Origin of the sequence: Paenibacillus sp. FSL E2-8871 (genome assembly GCF_038000345.1) — a bacterium.
In the GTDB taxonomy this organism is placed as follows: Bacteria; Bacillota; Bacilli; order Paenibacillales; family Paenibacillaceae; genus Paenibacillus_AQ.
On the sequence record NZ_JBBOBV010000001.1, the window covers coordinates 4,825,696 to 4,845,696 of the forward strand.

The window sequence follows — 20,001 nt, forward strand, 5'->3', positions numbered from 1 at the left end:
GCTTTCGGCAGGCCCTTTTTTCTTCTTTTGGCTACTGGTTTCTCAATAAATGATAGGAGCGCTTTTGATGAAAAAGTATATTCGTTGTTCACGTGTCTTCGTGTTATTAATGAGTATTGTATTAATTCACCTATTAATTCCTCAGCCGGTTGAGGCATCTGAGATTAGGGTCGAGGATCCTAACCTTGAACAGGAGATTCGTAGAGATATCAATAAAGCATCCGGCCCCATTACACAAGAGGACATGGAAAAGCTAACATTCCTAGTGGCGCAGGATAAGAAAATAAAATCATTAAAAGGCTTAGAATATGCAACTAATATGACATCGTTATCTTTGAAATTTAATGAGATTCAAGATATTCAGCCATTATCCCAATTGACGAAGCTGGAAAATCTTTATTTGGACGACAACCGTATTATAGATATTAAGCCAATTGCCTCGCTGATACAGTTAGATACGTTGTATATCGATAAAAACTTAATTTCGGACCTGACCCCCTTACAGCATCTGAGCCAATTAACATCTCTTGCGATTAACGAGAATAAAATCTCTTCAATTGATGCGTTGAAAAACCTAAAGAAACTAAACTATCTAGGTATTTCTGATAATAAGGTAGAGAATCTGGATGCCATTTCTGAAATGGATTCACTAACCTCAATCGTCTTTTACAATAATCCAGTAAAGGTTATCTCACCTTTAGTTGGACTTCAGAACCTAGAGTCTCTGAATATGTCCAATAATGAAATTAACTTCAATGAGGAAGCAAATAAGATTGCGCTTCAGACACTCAAAAATAAGGGTGTGAAGTTTTATGGTGAAACGATGGATCAGAGGGTAACAGCAGTAGTTTCCACAGAACCAGCACCACAAGTAGTGGAGACACCGACCAAATATACCTTCCCTATTGCTTTTAACCGAGCGACCAAAGATGGAATTAATTATATTGCAACAAATAATAAGGGTACAATCATGACTACATCGTGGAATTACTTAAACATTACATATGATTACGGAAAGACCTGGGTATCCAGAAGTCTCCCGAGAAATGCCAATTATTATTTTCAATATCATAACAATTTATTTTACCTATCCATCAGCGATTATAAAGGAACGGAATCCTATTATTCAAAGGACGGTAAAGAATGGACTTCTTTTTTTCTTTACGCACCGAACGGAAGTAAACTTTCTATCCTTCAGATTCAATCAGTCCACGGGAAGCAAGTTTTACTTGCCACAAATGAGTATTTAAAAAGTACTTATATTTTCACTTCAATGAACGGAATATCTTGGGATTATGAAAGTACAATTGCAACTAAGGGTGCAAAATTAATATGGAATGGTAAACAGTATACAGCTCTAGGTGGAGGTTATCTGTATTACGGCAAGCCGAGCACAAAAAATCAGTTTTTGGTGAAACCGAAGGATGGGGTTTCCGGTGAACTGATTATATTTACCTCAACTGACCTGAAGAAATGGACGCAACATTCAGGGGCCGTAAAGAAGTTGAACTATACTTGGTCAAATGCGGACGGTCCTTATAAAGGGTATGGCGTTTATGAGGAACAGCCTGTTATAAATGGCCAGATTCTACTATATGATGATTATTCGCATGTGCTAACATCAATAGATGGCATTAACTTTAAGATCAAAAATACCAATAATTCGTTGCAGACCAATGATTGGCGCTCACCTATTTATGAGAAAAACAAACAATATTATGTATTTATGCATTATTGGGTTTCTTCAGGGGTTGTGAATACGAAAGTATTGACATCTAAGGATAAAATCAACTGGAAGACAACAAAAATAAAAGTTCTAAACAATATGTATGTTTTCCAATCTGGAACGAAGTTCCTTGGATATTCCGATGAGGGAGTCGCTATTTCGGATGACGGTATAAATTGGAAAAAAATCAAGTAGAATAGAAGCAAGAGATTACAAGAATCTAGGGAAGATATACAACGGAGGCGGTTGTATTCCATTGAACGCTATGATAAAATAAGAATACTGTTTATGTATCGTGATAACCTCAATTACCATAGATAGTGATGCTTAGGCGTAGGAGGTGGAAGTGAATGGATATCTTTTTGAAAGTTGTGCTCCTGATTTTTTCCGTCGGTCTTATTGCGGTCGTTCTTCTGCAAAAGGGGAAAAGCGCGGGTCTTTCCGGTGCCATCTCCGGTGGTGCTGAGCATCTCTTTGGTAAAACAAAAGCTCGTGGTATGGAACTCGTACTACAACGTGTAACAGTTGGACTTGCTGCAGGATTCTTCATTATGGCGATTCTAGCTGCTGTTTTCATTGACTAAAGTACCTACAGTAAGCCCTCGCTCTGTTCTGAATGGAATGGAGCGAAGGCTTTTTTGTTATAATAAAAAGGGGATAAAGCACCTGCAGGTGCTTTTCTTTGCATAGCAGAAAGAATAAGATTCGATACGGTAAAGCCTTAATAAATAAACTTTCTCCTTCGATGTGAATGAAATTTCGTACTGCGTTTACCTTTGGATGACAGTAACAGGGATGCGCAGGATTGATTTCGTGTATACTAGGGTATGAAGTAGGTAAAGGTAAATTTTACTTGGCATTACTACAGAGCAGGACAAGACATACATATTTGCCAGCGGCTTGGAGCCGCGGAGGGCTGGGGTGACGAACATGATAACACAAGAAATATTACTCGATTTCATGCGGGAAACTGCATATAAACCAATGACTTATGAAGAGCTGGTGAGCCATTTTGCTCTAGAAGATAGCACAGGGTTTAAAAAGTTCGAGGAACTACTAATTGAATTAGAGCAGGACGGAAGAATTGTATTAACTCGTAATGCACGTTATGGCGTGCCGGAACGAATGGATTTACTGCGAGGCCGGTTACAGGCTCATGCGAAAGGCTTCGCTTTTCTTATCCCGGATGATCGTGATCATCCTGACGTATATGTCCATGCGAATGATCTTAAGGGAGCTATGAATGGTGACATTGTCCTTATCCGTATTACCTCTAAAAGTCCGTCCGGCGGACGTATGGAAGGCGAAGTTGAGCGCATTGTAAAACGGGGAGTATTGCAGACGGTTGGCGTATTTCAAAATCTGGAGACCTATGGCTTTGTGCTGCCTGATGATAAACGGATTAATCGCGATATTTTTATTCCGAAGCAATCCTTCATGGGGGCGGTAGACGGTCAAAAGGTCGTTGTACGTATCGTGAATTATCCAGAAGGCCGATCAGCGGCAGAGGGTGAAATTATTGAGATCCTCGGACATAAGGATGATCCAGGAGTCGATATTCTATCTATTATCCGTAAGCATCAGCTGCCAGAGGCCTTTCCGGCTGAAGTGATGAACGAAGCGGACAACGCTCCGGATTCAATCACAGAAGAGGAAATTGCTGAGCAGGGACGTCGCGATTTGCGCGGACTAAACATTGTCACGATTGATGGTGAGGATGCTAAGGACCTGGATGATGCGGTTAATGTTCAGCGACTGGAGAATGGACATTACAAGCTAGGCGTGCATATTGCGGATGTAGGTTATTACGTACGTGAGAGCTCTGAGCTCGATAAAGAAGCCTATGATCGGGGCTGTAGTGTGTACTTGGTGGATCGGGTGATTCCGATGCTGCCTCACCGTTTGTCTAACGGGATTTGTAGTTTGAATCCACAGGTCGACCGCTTAACGATGTCCTGCGAGATGGAATTTAACGAACACATGAAGGTCGTGAAGCACGATGTCTTTACAAGTGTGATTCGCACCAAAGAAAGAATGACTTATTCCAATGTTCGCAAAATTTTGGAGGATGAAGATCCAGAATTGCTGGAGCGCTATAGTCCATTAATTGATGATTTCCGTCTCATGAAAGAATTGGCGATGAAGCTGCGTGATGCGCGGATGCGGCGGGGCGCGGTTGATTTTGACTTTGAAGAGAGCAAAATCATCGTAGATGAGAACGGCAAGGCTGTAGATATCGTGAAGCGTGAGCGTTCTGTAGCTGAGCAGATTATTGAGGAATTTATGCTCGCGGCGAATGAAACAGTCGCGGAGCATTTTCACTGGTTGAAGGTTCCGTTCCTTTACCGGATTCACGAAGATCCAGATCCAGAGAAGCTACAGAATTTTATGGCTTTTGCGGCTAATTTCGGATATCACGTGAAGGGACGTGGCAATTCAGTTCATCCACGTGCTTTGCAGGATCTGTTGGAGCAAATCCAAGGGACTAAAGAACAGACTGTTATTAGCACAATGATGTTGCGTTCCATGAAGCAGGCGAAATATGATGCGGAGAGCACAGGCCATTTCGGACTGGCTGCGGAATACTATTCCCACTTCACTTCGCCGATTCGTCGTTACCCCGATCTGGTCATTCACCGTGTAATGCGTGAAGTGATTGAGAATGGAGGGGCGCTGAGCCAGAAACGACATGATTATTTGGCCGGCCGGATGCCTGACATTGCTCAGCAGTCCTCGGAACGTGAGCGTGTAGCGGTAGAAGCAGAACGCGATACAGAGCAGCTGAAGAAAGCTGAATACATGCAGGATAAAGTAGGCGAGGAATTCGAGGCAATGGTCAGCAGTGTGACCAGCTTCGGAATGTTCATCGAGCTGGACAATACTGTCGAAGGTCTTATTCGTCTCAGCGCTATGAGCGACGATTATTATCACTTCGACGAGGCCCATATGGCGCTCATCGGTGAGCGCACATCACGGGTGTTCCGTATTGGCGACGAGGTGAAAATTCGAGTCGCCAAGGTAAACATGGATGACCACACGATCGATTTCGAGTTGGTCGACATGAAACCACGCGCGCCAGGTGAGCATCGCGGCGGTGGTTTTGGAGGCGGCCGCGGTGGCAAAGGCGGCCGTCCAGGTAGCGGCGGCTTCAAGGCGCCAGCCGGGGGTAAAGGCGGCGCGGGCAGTAAGGGCCGCGGCGGTAAAGGCAAGCCCGGCGCTGCTGTAGGCGCGGGCAAGGGCAAGCCGGGCGCTGGTGTGCGCGCCGGCGAAGGGCCGCGCGAAGCGGCCGGTGTTGGTGCACCGGGCGGACGCGGAAAGCGGAAGCGCGGGCGTGATTCCGGCGAGGATGCGAGCCGGGTAGTTGCGGCGCCGGGCGGAAGCACCGGCGCAGAGCGCGGGGGCGAAGCCGGCAACGCAGGCGCGCCACGTGAGCGCAGCGGCGGGCGAGGCCGCGGCGGTGACAACGGCGGTGCCGGTGGTGGACGCGGCATCAGCTTCGGCTTTGGCTCCGGCAAAGGCGGATACGGCGCTCCTGCGTCTGACTCTTCCAGCGGCGAAGTCCGCGGCCTGGACGGCAGCACGAAGTTCCGTAGCCGAGAGGACCGCGGCGGTAACTTTGGCGGTGGAGAAGGCCGTAGCGGCGCTCCAACAGGTAAAGGTCGCCGGAAAAAGAAGAACAAAAGCGGTGTATTCATCGGTCAATCCGTGACACCGGGCAACGTTCAGACGTCGGAACAAGCCGCTTCTAAACGTAGTGACACTACAGGCAGCGCTCCAGACGGTGCTCCTCGTAAGAGAAAGAAGAAATAAATAACGTTATTGGGCTACGTTTCGTAGCTCTATGACGAAAGATTAAGCACCGCTCCCTTTGATTGGGGGCGGTGCTTTTTTAATTCTTTTTCGCTGCTCAAGTGTGAAATTCTCATTTATGACCGAGACTATTGGTTGCCACAAGTTTGTTGAGTAATAATCAGAAGAAGCTAGGTTACAGCATCATTTTGTAACTATGACACTTGGGTTGGAGCAAAGTAACCCGTGCTATCACGATGCTTATTTTTTAATTGCATAATGTGCAGTTAAATTCCTGCGTTTCAGTGGAGATTGAGGTTAATTGCACTTTGTACATCTAAATCTGATCAGTATCTTCAAAACCGCATGATTTCGAGTTATTAACTGTAGAAAGTACAACTAAATAACCATCGAGCATCTAAATATATTAAATAGATGTATAAGGTGCATTTATGTAGCTTTAGGGTAGCGTCGGAGGGAGAGAGTGAATAGAAAAGGGTATGAGTTAACTGAGATGTGTGAATATAGAAACATAAACAACTTTTTATAAATAAATGTAATTAAAGTTAACCATTGGGTAAACTTACTGACAACTAGTTGTCAAAATGGCTGGGAAAGGATTACCTGATCCTTCCTTGCGCACAATCGATTCCATTTGTTACAATATAGATCAGACGTTCGATGACTATATCGTTTAAGATTAGAGAGACATGGTTACTTTAACTTATGAATATGATTCAAGGAGTGATTCTCATGGGTAAAAAAGCAGACGGGAAAGTACTTGCCCAGAACAAAAAAGCTTCCCATGATTATTTTATCGAGGATACTTATGAAGCTGGCTTGGTGCTGACAGGTACAGAGATCAAGTCGCTGCGTAATGGCCGCGCTAATATTGGAGATGCTTTTGCTACGATCCGTAACGGTGAGATTCACATTCACAACATGCATATCAGCCCTTTTGAACAAGGTAATCGTGCTAACCCTACGGACCCGACGCGTACTCGTAAATTGCTGATGCATAAGGAGCAAATTCATAAACTGCTGGGCTTGTCCAAGCGAGATGGATTTACGATTGTGCCACTCAAGATTTATGTGCGAAATGGCTATGCGAAGCTGTTAATTGGTCTTGGTAAAGGTAAGAAAGAGTACGATAAACGTGACTCTGCTGCTAAGCGTGATGCTCAGCGTGATATTCAGCGTGTATTGCGTGAGAAGCAAAAGATCGCCAGATAATCTAAGAAGAATGTACGATTCAAATGAGTACCAGTTTCCACCTTCAATTCCTTTAACCTACGTGTTAAAGTATTGATAAATGTGATATACTGAGTAAGTAAGATTATTGCTTCGTTACAGACTTCTTGAAGAAGAAGCTGTGGTTAGGATCTCTCTTGCTTGGAAGATCCGCTTGATCCGAAGCGCCCTTTTTAATGAGGGGCCGTTCTTGGATTCGACGGGGGTAGTTCGAGCATGAGTAGCGAGTAGTGGGGACGCGTCCGCTTCATCAACGCTAAAGCCTATTAAACGGCAAACAACAAAACAACTACGCTTTCGCAGCCTAAGAAACTGCGCGCGTGCTTCTACCCTGCATCGCCCATGTGACAGGGATAGGGGCTAACAAGTAGTGGGATACGCCGTCTGGTCTCCGCCTGGGGTCAACGGAAGAAGATAATCAGGCTGACCCAACGTATAGCCGGTTACGGGGCGATACTCGGGTGACATCAAAACTGTGACTACACTCGTAGAAGCTTATGTGCCGTTATCTTCGGACAGGGGTTCGACTCCCCTCGGCTCCATAAGAAAAACCCGCTAAAATAGCGGGTTTTTTGCTGTTTAGTGGTTGGATTGTAGACCAATGTAGACAAGAAGTTGTGGGAACTAAATGTGTTCATTATTGTAGACATGTTGTCTACATCTAAAATTAGATCATTCACTTTGAAGTTATTAATATCTATAAGAGCCCGAACTGATATAAAATTATAGTATTAAGCATCCAAAACAAAAACATTCGGAGGAATTACTATCATGAGTTTTACTATTGATTATGTTAAAAACAAAAACAGAATTATTGTAACATCGGACGGTATGGATGTTGAGGATGCCCTTGCGTACGCGGAACAATTTCCGAAAGTACTGAAGAAAACTAAGCGAGGGTTTACAGGTATGACTGTAATTACTGGTGGCATGGTATTTAAGCAAGAAGTGTTGGCAATTCTTGCTCCAACTAGTGAAGATGCTGTGAAAGCTGGAATCTCTACAAAACACAAATGGGTGTATGTTGCGCCTACTTCTTTCTACAAAACGCAAATGCATCGTATGTTTAAAGATATTGCAAACTTGTACGAATCGATAGAAGAAGCTGAAACGTATCTTGATTCTGCAGGGAATTAGCAACTTCTAAAAATTAAAAGAATCCAGCCATCATCTGTAGCGGCAAAGGTACTTCTGCGTATTAACTTATATAATTGCATCACTATACTAAGGAGTTATTCCTATGATCAGTCTCCTTTTTTAACCATAGATAAGTAATTTCTATACGATTCTATAATTTGTTAAATATATAACAAGGAAGAGCAGTAATATAGCCAATTTTTATCTAAGTAAAATCAGACAGACTCATCAAATGCTGGTTAGAATGCTTCTAGGGTGACATCAAAACTGTAACTACACTCGTAGAAGCTTATGTGCCGTTATCTTCGGACAGGGGTTCGCCTCCCCTCGGCTCCATATGGAGTGTAAGTGATGACACCTTTAGGGGTGTCTTTTTTATTTCTTTTTTTCTATTACAAGTACAATAAAATAAACTGAATTCATTGTAACGTTTTTATGTTTAGTTAGTCTTATATATGTAAGGTGGTGAACCCTTGGACAAATCAGATGAATTAGAAGGAGTCTATGATCAATACTTCCATGATGTATACATATTTGTGCTGTCGTTAAGCAGGGACGAGAAGATTGCCGAGGAAATTACACAGGAAACCTTTTTTAAAGCGCTGAAGCGAATTGACCAGTTCAGGGGGGACTGCAAAATGAGCGTCTGGCTGTGTCAGATTGCGAAAAATACTTATTTCTCCTATATGAACGGGCAGCGGAGGTTCGCTTCGTTGGCTGTACAGGAAGAAGAGGGCAGCATTAATCTGGAGCAAAAACTCATTGATCAGACTGAAGCTATGCGTATTCATAAGGTTTTGCACGTTTTGAACGAGCCGTATAAGGAGGTTTTTATGCTCAGGTTATTTGGAGAACTGTCTTTCGATCATATTAGTCAAATCTTTGGCCGAACGGAAAGCTGGGCAAGAGTGACCTATCACCGTGCTCGGCTAAGAATACAAAATCTTCTAATGGAGGATAAATGATGAACCGAATCTCATGTGACGTAGTTCAAGATCTTCTCCCCTTGTATTATGATGACATATGCAGTGAAACTAGTAAGGGACTGGTGGAGGAACACCTTGTTGATTGCCCTGACTGCCGTTCTTCTCTGGAACAATTGAAATCCAGCCTGAGCTTGCCCATTCAAGATATTGAAGTAAATAAATTGGAGGGAAAAGGGCTGCAAAACATTAAAAGAATGTGGAGCCGTACCCGATCGATGGCTTTTATGAAAGGATTGTTTGTGGCTGCTTCCGTATGTGGAATGGTGATTCTTGGCTACTTCGGTTTGTTTCGCTGGAATATCCTACCGGTATCATCCGACCATATTATTATTTCTGATATAAGAACCACATCAAGCGGTGAAATTGCTTTTCGTGTTCAAATCAGGGACGGGTATAGTTTCGCTCATGTGAAGAATACCGTTAAGGATGATGGGAGTTTCTATATGACCCCCGTTCATCCTCTTATCATATCAAAGAAATATAATGCCTCCAATCCAGTCAGTGGCGAGATGTTCGTCAATCCTGTGAGTGTAAGGGCCTATCAGAAGAAGTATGGTAAAGATGTGGAGATTACGTCCATCTACTACGGTTCACCTGATCATCCGATTCTGATTTGGAAGAAGGGAATGGAACTGCCGACGGCAAGTCGATAATTAGGGGGCTCAAGTTGAGATAAGGGCTGTTCGACATCCAATCTGTCTTTACTATGTTTCATAAGTATAAAAATTATAATTATGTGACATCAAAACTGTAACTACACTCGTAAAAGCTTATGTGCCGTTATCTTCGAACAGGGGTTCGACTCCCCTCGGCTCCATATGGAGTATTATTGAAGACACCATGAAGGGTGTCTTTTTCATGTTTTCAGAGTATGATCTGGACTATACGTGGCGGTTCAAAAAAATGAGTATCTTGCTAGATCCAGTATCTTTCGTATGTGGAATTAAAGATTGCAGTGAAGAAGGCGTGAAGGCCAAAAAAATTTAAGGTTCTATATAGGGATAAAAAAGGCAAACATAGGATAGGAAGAGTTAATAGGGAGATATAAATGAAAACCAGTATACTTATGCTATAATTTAATAAAGTGACTCTGTGCTTTTAGAAAAATTGGATAAAGGATGCATTGACCAACCATGTATGAGAATCAGACTTCTATGCACCACAAGCTGTTTATTATCGGCGCAGGTGCTGCCGGACTAATGGCCGCCGTTACAGCGCGTGATATGGGTATCGATACTGCCATTCTGGAAGGTAACGACCGGATTGGAAAGAAGATATTAATGACAGGTGATGGCCGCTGCAACATTACGAATGAATCCACTGCAACGGGTACGGATGAAGCAATCGCTTTATCGCGTAAGTATCACAGTAATCAGGCCGGATTTCCACTTGCGGTATTGCAGCAATTTGGCATCCGTCAGACCATAGATTTTTTCTCCTTTCTCGGGCTTCCGCTTACAAGATTGAAGGAGGGCTTGATGTATCCAATGTCGCTGCAGGCAGCAGCGGTGCTGGATATTTTCCAGCTTGCGTTGGAGGATCGGAATGTTCCGGTATACCTCAATAATAAAGTGTTGGATGTTACTGTTTCGAAGAATCATCCGCGCTTCAAAATAAAATGCCAAACGGAGACAGAGGAGGAGGTTGTTTATACTAGCGACTATCTACTTCTATCTGCGGGTGGCCTTGCCGGTCCAAATGCGGGAAAAGAACCTCCTGGGTATACACTTGCTGAACGTCTGGGACACACCCTGATTGAGCCTTTGCCGGCCATTGTGCAATTGAAGCTGCAATATCCGAATATGAGGGCACTGTCCACTATCAAATCTCAGGGACAAGCTCATATCATTGTGAACGGTAAAATCATCTGCAGTGAACAGGGTGAAATTGCCTTCACGGATTATGGTATTACCGGCCCGCCAATTCTTCAGCTAAGCAGGAAGGCTGCGTATCATCTTGCAAGAGGAGAACAGGTAACATTGTCGGTTGATCTGATGCCGGGTCGCACGGAGGAAGAGTTGGTTGAGTTTTTAGAAAGGCTCTGGGAGACCTTTGGACACCGGACTGTGGCGGATTGCCTTGTTGGCATCTTCAATAAGAAGCTTGTTTCTGTCCTACTAAAAGAGACTGGCTTAGATCAACAGCCAGAGCTGCTTTGCCAGGATCTATCGATGAAAACCAAGGGGAAATTTTATCGAATCTTGAAGCGTTGGGAATTTAAAGTGACGGATACCAATGGCTTTACGAATGCGCAAGTGACAGCCGGCGGCATTGATACGTCGGAACTCATCGAAGGAACGCTGGAATCCAAGCTGGTGCCTGGGCTGTATTTGGCTGGCGAAGTGATGGATGTGGACGGAGATTTCGGCGGCTATAACCTGCAATGGGCCTGGAGTTCCGGATATGTGGCCGCCATGGCGCTAGCTAAGTCAATTCAATAAATTTATTAGGAAAAGGGATGCATCAATTAACATGTATAAGGATCAGACTTCTAAGCACCACGAGCTGTTCATTATCGGTGGGGGTGCTGCAGGTCTAATGGCTGCAGTTACAGCGAGGGATCAAGGTATTGATACAGCAATTATTGAAAGCAATGACCGGCTTGGGAAGAAAATAATAACGACGGGTAACGGGCGTTGCAACATTACGAACCAATCCACCGCCACCGGTACGGATGAAGCGGCCGCTTTATCACGCAAGTATCACAGTAATCAGGAAGGATTCCCAATACATGTATTGCGGCAATTCGGTGTCCGCCAAACGATCGAATTTTTCTCCTCGCTCGGGCTTCCTTTTGTAAGCTTGGAGAATGGCCGGATGTATCCGATGTCGCTGCAGGCGGCTTCGGTGCCGGGTGTATTTAAGCTGGCGCTGGAGGATCGGAATGTTCCCGTATATTATAAACATAAAGTGTTGGATGTTACCGTTTCGGCGGGACATCCGCGGTTCGCGATAACCTGCCAGACGGAGACAGAGGAACAGGTTGTGTATACCAGCGACTATCTTTTTCTATGTGCAGGCGGCCTTACCGCTCCCAAAACGGGAACGGACGGCTCCGGTTATACGCTTGTCCAACGTCTGGGGCACACCCTGATCAACCCGGTGCCAGGCATTGTACAATTGAAGCTGGATTATCCGTATTTGAAGGAACTATCGGGCATCAAATTTGAGGGAGAGGCCCATGTTATCGTAAACAATGAAGTCATCCGCACTGAGTCTGGTGAGATTCTTTTTACGGACTATGGTATCTCGGGCCCGCCCATACTTCAGCTCAGCAGAAAGGCTGCGTATAATCTCGGAATAGGAGAATCGGTGACATTGTCGGTTGATTTAATGCCGGAGCGCACGGAGGAAGAGTTAATTGATTTTCTGGAGATCCACTGGGGGATCTTCGGACACCGGACGGTTGCCGATTCTTTTGTGGGCATCGTCAGCAAGAAACTGATTCCAGTTCTGCTGAAGGAGGCTGGAATTGATCAACAGCCGCACTTGCTTTGTATGGATTTATCATGGAAAACCAAGAAAATATTTTATCGAATCTTGAAACGTTGGGAATTTAAAGTGACCGATACCAATAGCTTCACGAATGCACAAACAACAGCCGGTGGCATCGATACGACGGAGCTAATCGAAGGAACGTTAGAATCTAAGTTAGTCCCTGGGCTGTATTTGGCAGGTGAAGTGATGGATGTCGATGGAGATTGCGGCGGCTATAACCTGCAATGGGCCTGGAGCTCCGGCTATGCTGCCGCGATGGCGCTTGCTAAACGACGTGTTAGCGCCACGTAATAGGATAGATGGTTGCTGACTCTTGGCATGTTGCAGTGGAAATACTTGCATGCCCTAGAACACACGGCGGCTAATGGATTTGCCATGCCACGCCGGGGTCCATATGGAGTAAATAAAAGACACCTTGAGAGGTGTCTTTTTTCAATTAATTCTTATTCCAATATTGCCAGACTGCTGCCCTTGTTGCATTCGCTGAAAGGCTTGAAGGGTGTCTTGTAAAGGATACATACTATCAATGATAGGGCGTATCGAGTGGAGTTCCATAAATTGAAGCATCGCAACAAACTCCTCACTGCTTCCCATTGAGGTGCCGATGATACTGATTTGGGGGTAAAATATGGATCGTGCTGCTATTTCCATTCGATCTCCTGAGCTTGCTCCAAACGTAACGATCCGGCCATTTGGCTGAATGATATCAAAGTACTGTTGGAACGTCGCTGGCCCGATACTATCCAGGATGAGATCCACTGTTTCTCCTTTCATACTTTCCTTCCAATCACTATGACTGTCAAAGGCATGATCTGCCCCATGTGCAAGAGCAACTTGCCTTTTTGTTTCACTTCGTGATGTGACACTGACTCTTGCACCCGCTGCTGAAGCCATAAGCATCGCATAAGTAGCCACACCGCCACCAATACCCGGAATAAGGATATGTTCACCTTGCTGTAAGCGGCCTCTCGTAAACAAAGCCCGATAGGCTGTCAAGGCAGATAAGGGCAACACGCCCGCTTCTTCCCAAGACAAATAAGCTGGCTTGCTGATGGCATTTTGCGCAGGGATGATGATAGACTCGGCAAATGTACCATCTGAAGGGCCGCCCACTATGGCAGGAACGTTTGGGACATCGTGGGTGATTTCCCATCCGATACACGGATTAATGATTACATCGGTACCTACTGTAAGTGATGTTACGCCTTCACCTACCGCTTCAATTATACCCGCCCCATCAGAGCCCATAATCAGGGGGGCATCCTCATTTGTTCGATCCGCTATGAGAAATAAGTCTCGATGATTTAACCCTGCGGTTTTCAGCCTTACTTTTACTTCACCGAAGCTTGGCTGTTTATCAACAACGTCTTCATATGTCAGGCTCTTCAAGCCGTTCATCCCAGCATGTACGATTGCTTTCATCCTAATCCTCCAGTCATTCGTATTTCAATGAATCTATATTGAATTGTACAGAGTGGGAATCATACAGTAAAATGAACAAAACCGATTGTGAGTATCATAAATGATCATACCAAGCAGGTGATATAGAAATGGAAAGCGGAGATTTAAGAATATTTCAGGCTGTGGCTCGAGAGGGTAGCATAACCAAGGCTGCGCAAATGTTGAACTATGTACAGTCTAATGTGACGACTCGAATTCAGTATCTTGAGGCTCAGTTGAAAACACCCCTTTTTCGGAGATCCAATCGAGGAATGACGCTAACTTTGGCTGGCGAGAATTTACTGGGATATGCGGATAAAATACTGACTCTGATGGACGAGGCTGTGAAAACTACACAATACTCGGACCATCCTGCAGGGCCTCTTCGGATAGGCTCCATTGAAGCGACAGCAGTCATTCATCTGACTCCTCTATTGGCCGAGTATCAATCACGATATCCGGATGTTAATTTATCGCTCACTACGGGTGTGACACATGCGCTCTTACAAAAGGTGTTGGATTACGAGCTTGATGGAGCGTTCGTCTATGGTCCTGTTGATGATCCAGATATAGAACATATCGCGGCCTTTGAAGAGGAGTTGGTGTTGATCTCTGAGCCGGGACAAAACGGAATGTATGAGCTACTTATGAAACCGATGTTGTTCTTTGACGTTGGATGTACGCATCGGGCAAAAGCAGAGAGTTTTCTGAGAGGCACTGGCCTGACCACTTATCAGATTATGGAATTTGGCACATTAGCAGTTATTCTAGATGGCGTTTCCTCTGGACTTGGTGTGTCTATGCTGCCACAGTCATCGATTGCCAAGGCGGAAGAACAGGGCATAATCACTTCCCACCGTTTGCCTGAAGAGTATCGAGATTTGCAGGTATGGTTTGTGCATAGACATGACACAATTTACTCAAGCGCGTTAACCAGGTTAATACAATTAGTTGAAACTAGGCCATAATAGTTCACCCGCAACGATCGATACGTCGAATGTTAGTGCTAGACCATTTCATCAAACAATTTAAGTAACACGCAGCAGGAGGAAATGATGAATTTTATAAAAGATCAACTAGCAGGATACGGTGTAAGCGAACAAATGACAGGTTATCTTTCGAATATAATCATGGTCTTATTTATAGCACTACTCTCTGTACTGGCCAATTTAATAGCCAAAAAAATCGTGCTGAAGATAATTATTCATTTCATTAGTAAGGATCGGTATGCATGGGATAATATCGTTTTGGAGAAAAAAGTGTTTCACAAGCTGTCGCATCTGGCGCCAGCCTTCATCATCTATTATTCTGCGTCTATCTTTCCGCTATATCAGGCTTTTATTGAAAAATCCGCCTTAACTTATATGATTATCGTCACTATCACGGTGTTTAATGCACTACTTAATGCCATCGATGCTATTTATCGCTCATTCGAGGTCTCCAAGATTAGGCCGATCAAGGGGTACATTCAGGTTGCAAAGATTATTCTATTTATCATTGGTGTTATTGTGGTGATCTCTAACCTCATTGGTCAGAATCCACTGATTATACTTAGTGGGTTAGGTGCATTATCCGCTGTTTTTATGCTGATTTTCAAAGATTCTATATTGGGTTTGGTGGCAGGTGTTCAATTATCATCTAATGATATGGTTCGTGTAGGTGACTGGATCGAAATGCCTAAATATAATGCGGATGGTGATGTAATTGACATTACATTGAATACGGTAAAGGTTATGAATTTCGATAAAACAATCACCATGATTCCTAGCTACGCCCTTATTTCAGATTCGTTCAAAAACTGGAGGGGCATGCAAGTTTCTGGCGGCAGAAGGATTAAACGAAGCGTTCATATCGATACAAGCAGCATATGCTTTTGTACAAAAGAAATGATGGAGGAATTCCAGAAGATTCACTACCTTTCCGATTTTATAAGGGCAAGATTAAATGAAATTAGCATTTATAATATCGAACATCAAATCAATACGGAGAGTAAAGTAAATGGAAGACATCTCACGAATGTTGGTGTATTCAGAGAATATATCCATGAATATCTGAGGAATCATCCTAAAATTCATAAGGATATGACGCTGATCGTCAGACAGCTCGCGCCAGAGGATAATGGACTGCCCTTAGAAATCTACGCGTTTAGCAATGATACTAACTGGGTGGTGTATGAATCGGTTCAAGCTGATATCTTTGATCACATTTTTGCAGTTGTACCGATATTTGGGCTTCGTGTCTTCCAAAACCCGACGGGCCATGATATTGCTCGCTTAAAAGAAAGCAAAGAGTATTCGTCTGGATACTGAAGATAAGAATGATTTGCAGGAGAAGGCATTTCTTAATATCAGTAAAAAAGCGACCATCGTGGTCGCTTTTTTACGTTTTTTTCATTTTGGAAAGGATCATAAAACGTGCGATTTATTGGGGTGCGGACATAGCTGAAGACTCTAATGGAAGTTCCCAGATTCATTTTCTGAGAATTTGCCATCGCTGTCATGCAGAGCTTGTTTGCGGCGATCATTACGGGCTTGCTGCTGCTGTTGGGCCTCCAGGCTGTTTACGGGCGTGGCTTCCAGTTCTTTTACTGTGTTGATTAGATTCTTATCTGGTTGATTTGCACTCAATTGAAAGCTCCTCCCTTGATTATCTAATGGTTGTGAATTTTATTATGTGCTGGCTACTGTGTGGTTATTCGTGTTGTATTTTCACAAGAGCACAGGATACATTGCTGAAAGTACGGGTGTATCAATGCTCTGTCCTATAATCATTAACTCAGAATACTGTTAGATGTGAAAAATATGAGGAAATGATTGTATCGGAACTGATTTCTGTTCTGATATGTTGAGGATGTTTTAGTCCCATAAAATGTAATATTTCAGGAGGTGAAAAGGAAACTTTATATCTTCTTGCAAACGGTTACAATTCTATCTGCAACAAATTAGAATCAGGAGGGAATAAAATGAAAAAAAGTATTGCCAAGGTAATCAGTATTGGTGTGTTGTTTTCTCTTGCACTTTCTTTGATAGCAGGTGGATGGACAAATACAGTAGTGCATGCTGCTGGTCTTTCGATAACAGGTAGTGGAGGCTGGAATGAAGCGGCATATGTGGAATGGTCACCTGTAAGTAATGCGACAGGATATAACGTATATGTTAAACAGGCAAGCGCATCAGATTCGGGGTACCAACAGATTGATAATGAATTGATCCGCAAATATTCTTCCTATTGGAGAGCGGATGCTGTAGGGCTTGCAGCTGGAAGTTATGTAATGAAGGTTGAAGCTACCCTATCAGGGGGAGGAACGGCAAGTTCGGTATCAAATACGTTATCCGTAACGTCATATGATCGATCTGGGTTTGCTTTTTCGGCAAGCTCGCCATTTGGTTCGGGTTCTGGCGCTTATAATGAGAATGGAACCCTCAAGAATGGTGCTCAAGTGCTGTATATAACATCTCAGAATGCGAATACCGTAACACTTGATGTGAAAATCAACAGCTCGGGCGCTGTACAAACAGGCGTTGGTCTTGGTAGCATCTTGGCTCTGAGACAAAAGGGTTATGATACAACCCCGCTTGCCATCCGAATTATCGGTAAAGTTACAGCCGCTGACCTGAGTGGACAGCTTAACAGCAGTGGATATCTTGAAGTCAAAGGTAAAAATAATTATTCGGAAATGAATATTACAATCGAAGGTATCGGAAAAGATGCTTATGCATACGGCTGGGGATTGCTTCTTAGATATGTTGGTAATTTGGAAGTAAGAAATCTGGGTGTAATGTTATTTCCTGACGATGGTATTTCAATGGATACAGGCAATGCGAATGTATGGGTGCATAATAATGATATTTTCTATGGATCCGCAGGGGGCGATGCGGACCAAGCCAAAGGGGACGGATCTACGGACCTCAAAAAAGGATCAACGTACATTACCATCTCGTACAACCACTACTTTGATTCCGGAAAGGCTGCTCTAGTCGGACTTAGTGAGTCTGCAGAATTCTTTGTTACCTTCCACCATAACTGGTTCGATCATTCGGACTCCCGTCATCCGCGGATCAGAGTGGCCTCTGTTCATGTCTATAATAACTTCTATGATGGAGTCTCGAAATATGGTGTCGGCGTTACAACCGGAGCTTCGGCCTTTGTGGAATCCAATGTTTTTAGAAATACTAAAGACCCAATGCTTAGTTCCTTACAGGGTACAGATGCTTTAGGTGAGGGGACGTTCTCGGGTGAAAATGGAGGTATGATTAAAGCTTATAACAATCTAATTGTTGATGCTTCAAGTCTTATCTACGCTAACTCCAATACAGGGACAGCTCCTGCTAATGCAACCTCATTTGATGCCTACTTAGCCTCGTCGAGAAATGAAACCGTCCCAAGCTCATACAAAGCATTAAAAGGTGGAATAGCCTACAATAACTTCGATACAAACGTCCAAACCGGAGTGAACGTATCGAATATTGACAACGTAAGCAATGTAGTACAGGTTGTTACGGCAAAAGCCGGACGTCTGAATGGTGGAGACTTCACATGGGCATTTAATGATTCCGTGGATGACGCATCGTATGCGCTGAATACTGCACTGATGTCTGCAATCAGAAGCTACACAACGGGGCTTGTCTCTGTAGGGGGCAATTCAAACACAACAAGTCCGACACCAACTCCAACAGCTACTCCTGTGCCAACAGCGACTCCATCTCCAACAATAGCACCAACAGCAACACCTGTACCGACAACGACACCTACGGCAACGCCAGTGCCGACAGCGGCAGCAACCGTTCATAACTTTACCACTGATGGAACAACGAGCAGCTTCTTCAATATCCAAGGGAATCTCTCAACAAGTAAGGGAACTGTGACATATCAGGGGTTAACCCTAACTCAATGTCTAAAAATCGAGAGTGCAACCAGTATTCAGTTCACAGCTGCTAAAGCTTCAACCCTAACCCTAGTGTTCAATACAGAAGGAACCAAAATAAAAGTGGATGGAACAAATTATCCTATAACGAATGGCATTGCCACTGTCTCCCTTACGGCGGGCGCACATACCATTACGAAGGATAGTACGGCGAATCTGTATTATATGAAGTTGGAATAGATAGTTTTATAAAATAAAAGCTGCTAACGATATTGCAATATCGTTGGCAGCTTTTTTGGTCAGGGTCGCTTTTTTTCTATGATCTTAAGACTCGAATCATTGTAGATTGTTTGTTTTGTTTAATATTATAATATTTCCCAAAATTTTTTTCGTAGTTATTGACTTCATATCAAATGATTTGTACGCTGAGGACATAGTTTATCAACTTGGGAGATTACAATATGAAGCTTAAAGATGATTACCGAACAATTTGGGACATAATTATTGGAGTATCAGCAACTGGAGGGTTTGGTCATCAACTCTTTTAATGATCCAGTTGTGGTTCGGCTATGGACAGAGCTTGAAGAGGTAGACGTTTGGTAAGATAAGCTGAAGCCTGTGATTGATAGGATACGTGAGCAGATTACTTATTTTTTGAAATCTCCGGCGACGATCGGTTTGAGTCGAACCACATCGCATGTGGAGGAGTTGCATGATTTATATCGTGAGGCGCAGTATTAGAAGGTGTGCGAAATGGGCATGTTTATGTATCGCGCGGTCCAGTGATTGATGCATCGATTCAAGCTGGTGGTAATACTTATCGCTTCGGTTGTGACCTGTCTGCTGCATTCAGTCAGGAACAAGGAGAAATAGCATCTCATGAGGTGACTTGCACATTAAGCGTAGCAAGTGATGTCAACGCTCGAGTGACACTGATCCACAACGGAATTGCTGAATCGGTAAGGGATGTATCTATAACGGCCACAGGAGAAGTACCTGAGGTGCTGGAATGGAATATAGCTTTAGAAGAGGGAACGTATAACTGGTATCGCTTTGACATTCGTGATGAAGCGGGGACGCTGCTCGCCTTTACGAACCCATTTTATTATGGTTCTAAGGAGCCGCGGATTACAACTTATAACGAGCTCTTGTCAAGTGCGAATCTGACGTGAAAATAGATGCTGCATTTTTTGTTGAAGCTAGCAGATAAGACATTTTTACAAACTGTTACACGTAAATAGGCTGCCCAGGTTCTGAGCTCAGGTGAATTGTGATATCGCATAGCTACGATTCGGGTCCGCCATGCAAAA

16 protein-coding genes and 1 other RNA gene are annotated in these 20,001 nt (G+C 43.7%); 15 read left to right on the forward strand and 2 right to left on the reverse strand.

The genetic code is table 11. The annotated features are described in order from the left end of the window. Positions 1 to 67: 67 nt before the first annotated feature. The 11 genes from NYE25_RS21980 to NYE25_RS22030 all read left to right on the forward strand — a co-directional run bounded on the left by NYE25_RS21980 (position 68) and on the right by NYE25_RS22030 (position 12,678). Positions 68 to 1,921, forward strand: coding sequence for a leucine-rich repeat domain-containing protein (locus NYE25_RS21980; protein WP_341146816.1), 1,854 nt, complete (start codon positions 68 to 70; stop codon positions 1,919 to 1,921). A gap of 155 nt (positions 1,922 to 2,076) precedes the next feature. Continuing rightward, the gene (secG, locus tag NYE25_RS21985; protein ID WP_042123332.1) at positions 2,077 to 2,310 is read left to right on the forward strand and encodes a preprotein translocase subunit SecG; all 234 of its coding nucleotides are present in this window, start codon (positions 2,077 to 2,079) and stop codon (positions 2,308 to 2,310) included. A 346-nt stretch (positions 2,311 to 2,656) separates the two neighbouring features. Continuing rightward, entirely contained in the window at positions 2,657 to 5,536 is a 2,880-nt protein-coding gene (gene rnr / locus NYE25_RS21990; RefSeq protein ID WP_341147765.1) for a ribonuclease R, read from the forward strand. 732 nt (positions 5,537 to 6,268) lie between these two features. Continuing rightward, a complete protein-coding gene (gene smpB / locus NYE25_RS21995) occupies positions 6,269 to 6,748 on the forward strand; it encodes an SsrA-binding protein SmpB (protein ID WP_339244261.1) in 480 nt (159 codons plus the stop codon). Positions 6,749 to 6,946: 198 nt separating this feature from the next. Further along, positions 6,947 to 7,311, forward strand: a transfer-messenger RNA (tmRNA) gene (gene ssrA / locus NYE25_RS22000). Between the two features lie 226 nt (positions 7,312 to 7,537). Then, a complete protein-coding gene (locus tag NYE25_RS22005; RefSeq protein WP_341146817.1) occupies positions 7,538 to 7,903 on the forward strand; it encodes a hypothetical protein in 366 nt (121 codons plus the stop codon). A 473-nt stretch (positions 7,904 to 8,376) separates the two neighbouring features. Further along, complete coding sequence (locus tag NYE25_RS22010; RefSeq protein ID WP_341146818.1) at positions 8,377 to 8,868, forward strand: RNA polymerase sigma factor; 492 nt, start codon at positions 8,377 to 8,379, stop codon at positions 8,866 to 8,868. Beyond that, complete coding sequence (locus NYE25_RS22015) at positions 8,865 to 9,542, forward strand: zf-HC2 domain-containing protein (RefSeq protein ID WP_339799698.1); 678 nt, start codon at positions 8,865 to 8,867, stop codon at positions 9,540 to 9,542. Before NYE25_RS22010 ends, NYE25_RS22015 begins: the two co-directional genes overlap by 4 nt. A 205-nt stretch (positions 9,543 to 9,747) precedes the next feature. Beyond that, on the forward strand, positions 9,748 to 9,876 hold the full coding sequence (locus NYE25_RS22020; protein ID WP_256721775.1) for a hypothetical protein: 129 nt from the start codon (positions 9,748 to 9,750) through the stop codon (positions 9,874 to 9,876). Positions 9,877 to 10,022: 146 nt separating this feature from the next. Next, positions 10,023 to 11,330, forward strand: a complete 1,308-nt coding sequence (locus tag NYE25_RS22025) for an aminoacetone oxidase family FAD-binding enzyme (RefSeq protein WP_341146819.1) — start codon at positions 10,023 to 10,025, stop codon at positions 11,328 to 11,330. 31 nt (positions 11,331 to 11,361) lie between these two features. Next, positions 11,362 to 12,678 (forward strand): BaiN/RdsA family NAD(P)/FAD-dependent oxidoreductase, encoded by a 1,317-nt coding sequence (locus tag NYE25_RS22030; protein WP_042184042.1) that lies wholly within the window; start codon positions 11,362 to 11,364, stop codon positions 12,676 to 12,678. 141 nt (positions 12,679 to 12,819) lie between these two features. Here the strand turns inward: NYE25_RS22030 and NYE25_RS22035 are convergent, their stop codons facing one another. Beyond that, positions 12,820 to 13,809 carry a zinc-binding dehydrogenase gene (locus NYE25_RS22035; RefSeq protein WP_341146820.1) on the reverse strand — a complete coding sequence of 330 codons (990 nt, stop codon included), beginning with the start codon at positions 13,807 to 13,809 and terminating at the stop codon, positions 12,820 to 12,822. Between the two features lie 128 nt (positions 13,810 to 13,937). Between NYE25_RS22035 and NYE25_RS22040 the strand changes: the two genes are divergently transcribed. Together NYE25_RS22040 and NYE25_RS22045 are read left to right on the forward strand one after the other, a co-directional pair. After that, positions 13,938 to 14,795, forward strand: coding sequence for a LysR family transcriptional regulator (locus NYE25_RS22040; RefSeq protein ID WP_341146821.1), 858 nt, complete (start codon positions 13,938 to 13,940; stop codon positions 14,793 to 14,795). A gap of 87 nt (positions 14,796 to 14,882) precedes the next feature. Then, positions 14,883 to 16,136: a mechanosensitive ion channel family protein gene (locus NYE25_RS22045; protein ID WP_076286813.1), complete on the forward strand. Its 1,254-nt coding sequence runs from the start codon at positions 14,883 to 14,885 to the stop codon at positions 16,134 to 16,136. A 141-nt stretch (positions 16,137 to 16,277) separates the two neighbouring features. On the opposite strand, the gene NYE25_RS22050 is transcribed toward NYE25_RS22045, so the two are convergent. Then, on the reverse strand, positions 16,278 to 16,454 hold the full coding sequence (locus NYE25_RS22050; protein ID WP_179085866.1) for a hypothetical protein: 177 nt from the start codon (positions 16,452 to 16,454) through the stop codon (positions 16,278 to 16,280). A 335-nt stretch (positions 16,455 to 16,789) separates the two neighbouring features. On the opposite strand from NYE25_RS22050, the gene NYE25_RS22055 reads away from it, so the two are divergent. Beyond that, complete coding sequence (locus tag NYE25_RS22055) at positions 16,790 to 18,931, forward strand: pectate lyase family protein (RefSeq protein WP_341146822.1); 2,142 nt, start codon at positions 16,790 to 16,792, stop codon at positions 18,929 to 18,931. Between the two features lie 506 nt (positions 18,932 to 19,437). Next, positions 19,438 to 19,863 (forward strand): hypothetical protein, encoded by a 426-nt coding sequence (locus tag NYE25_RS22060; RefSeq protein ID WP_341146823.1) that lies wholly within the window; start codon positions 19,438 to 19,440, stop codon positions 19,861 to 19,863. The last annotated feature ends 138 nt before the right edge of the window (positions 19,864 to 20,001 follow it).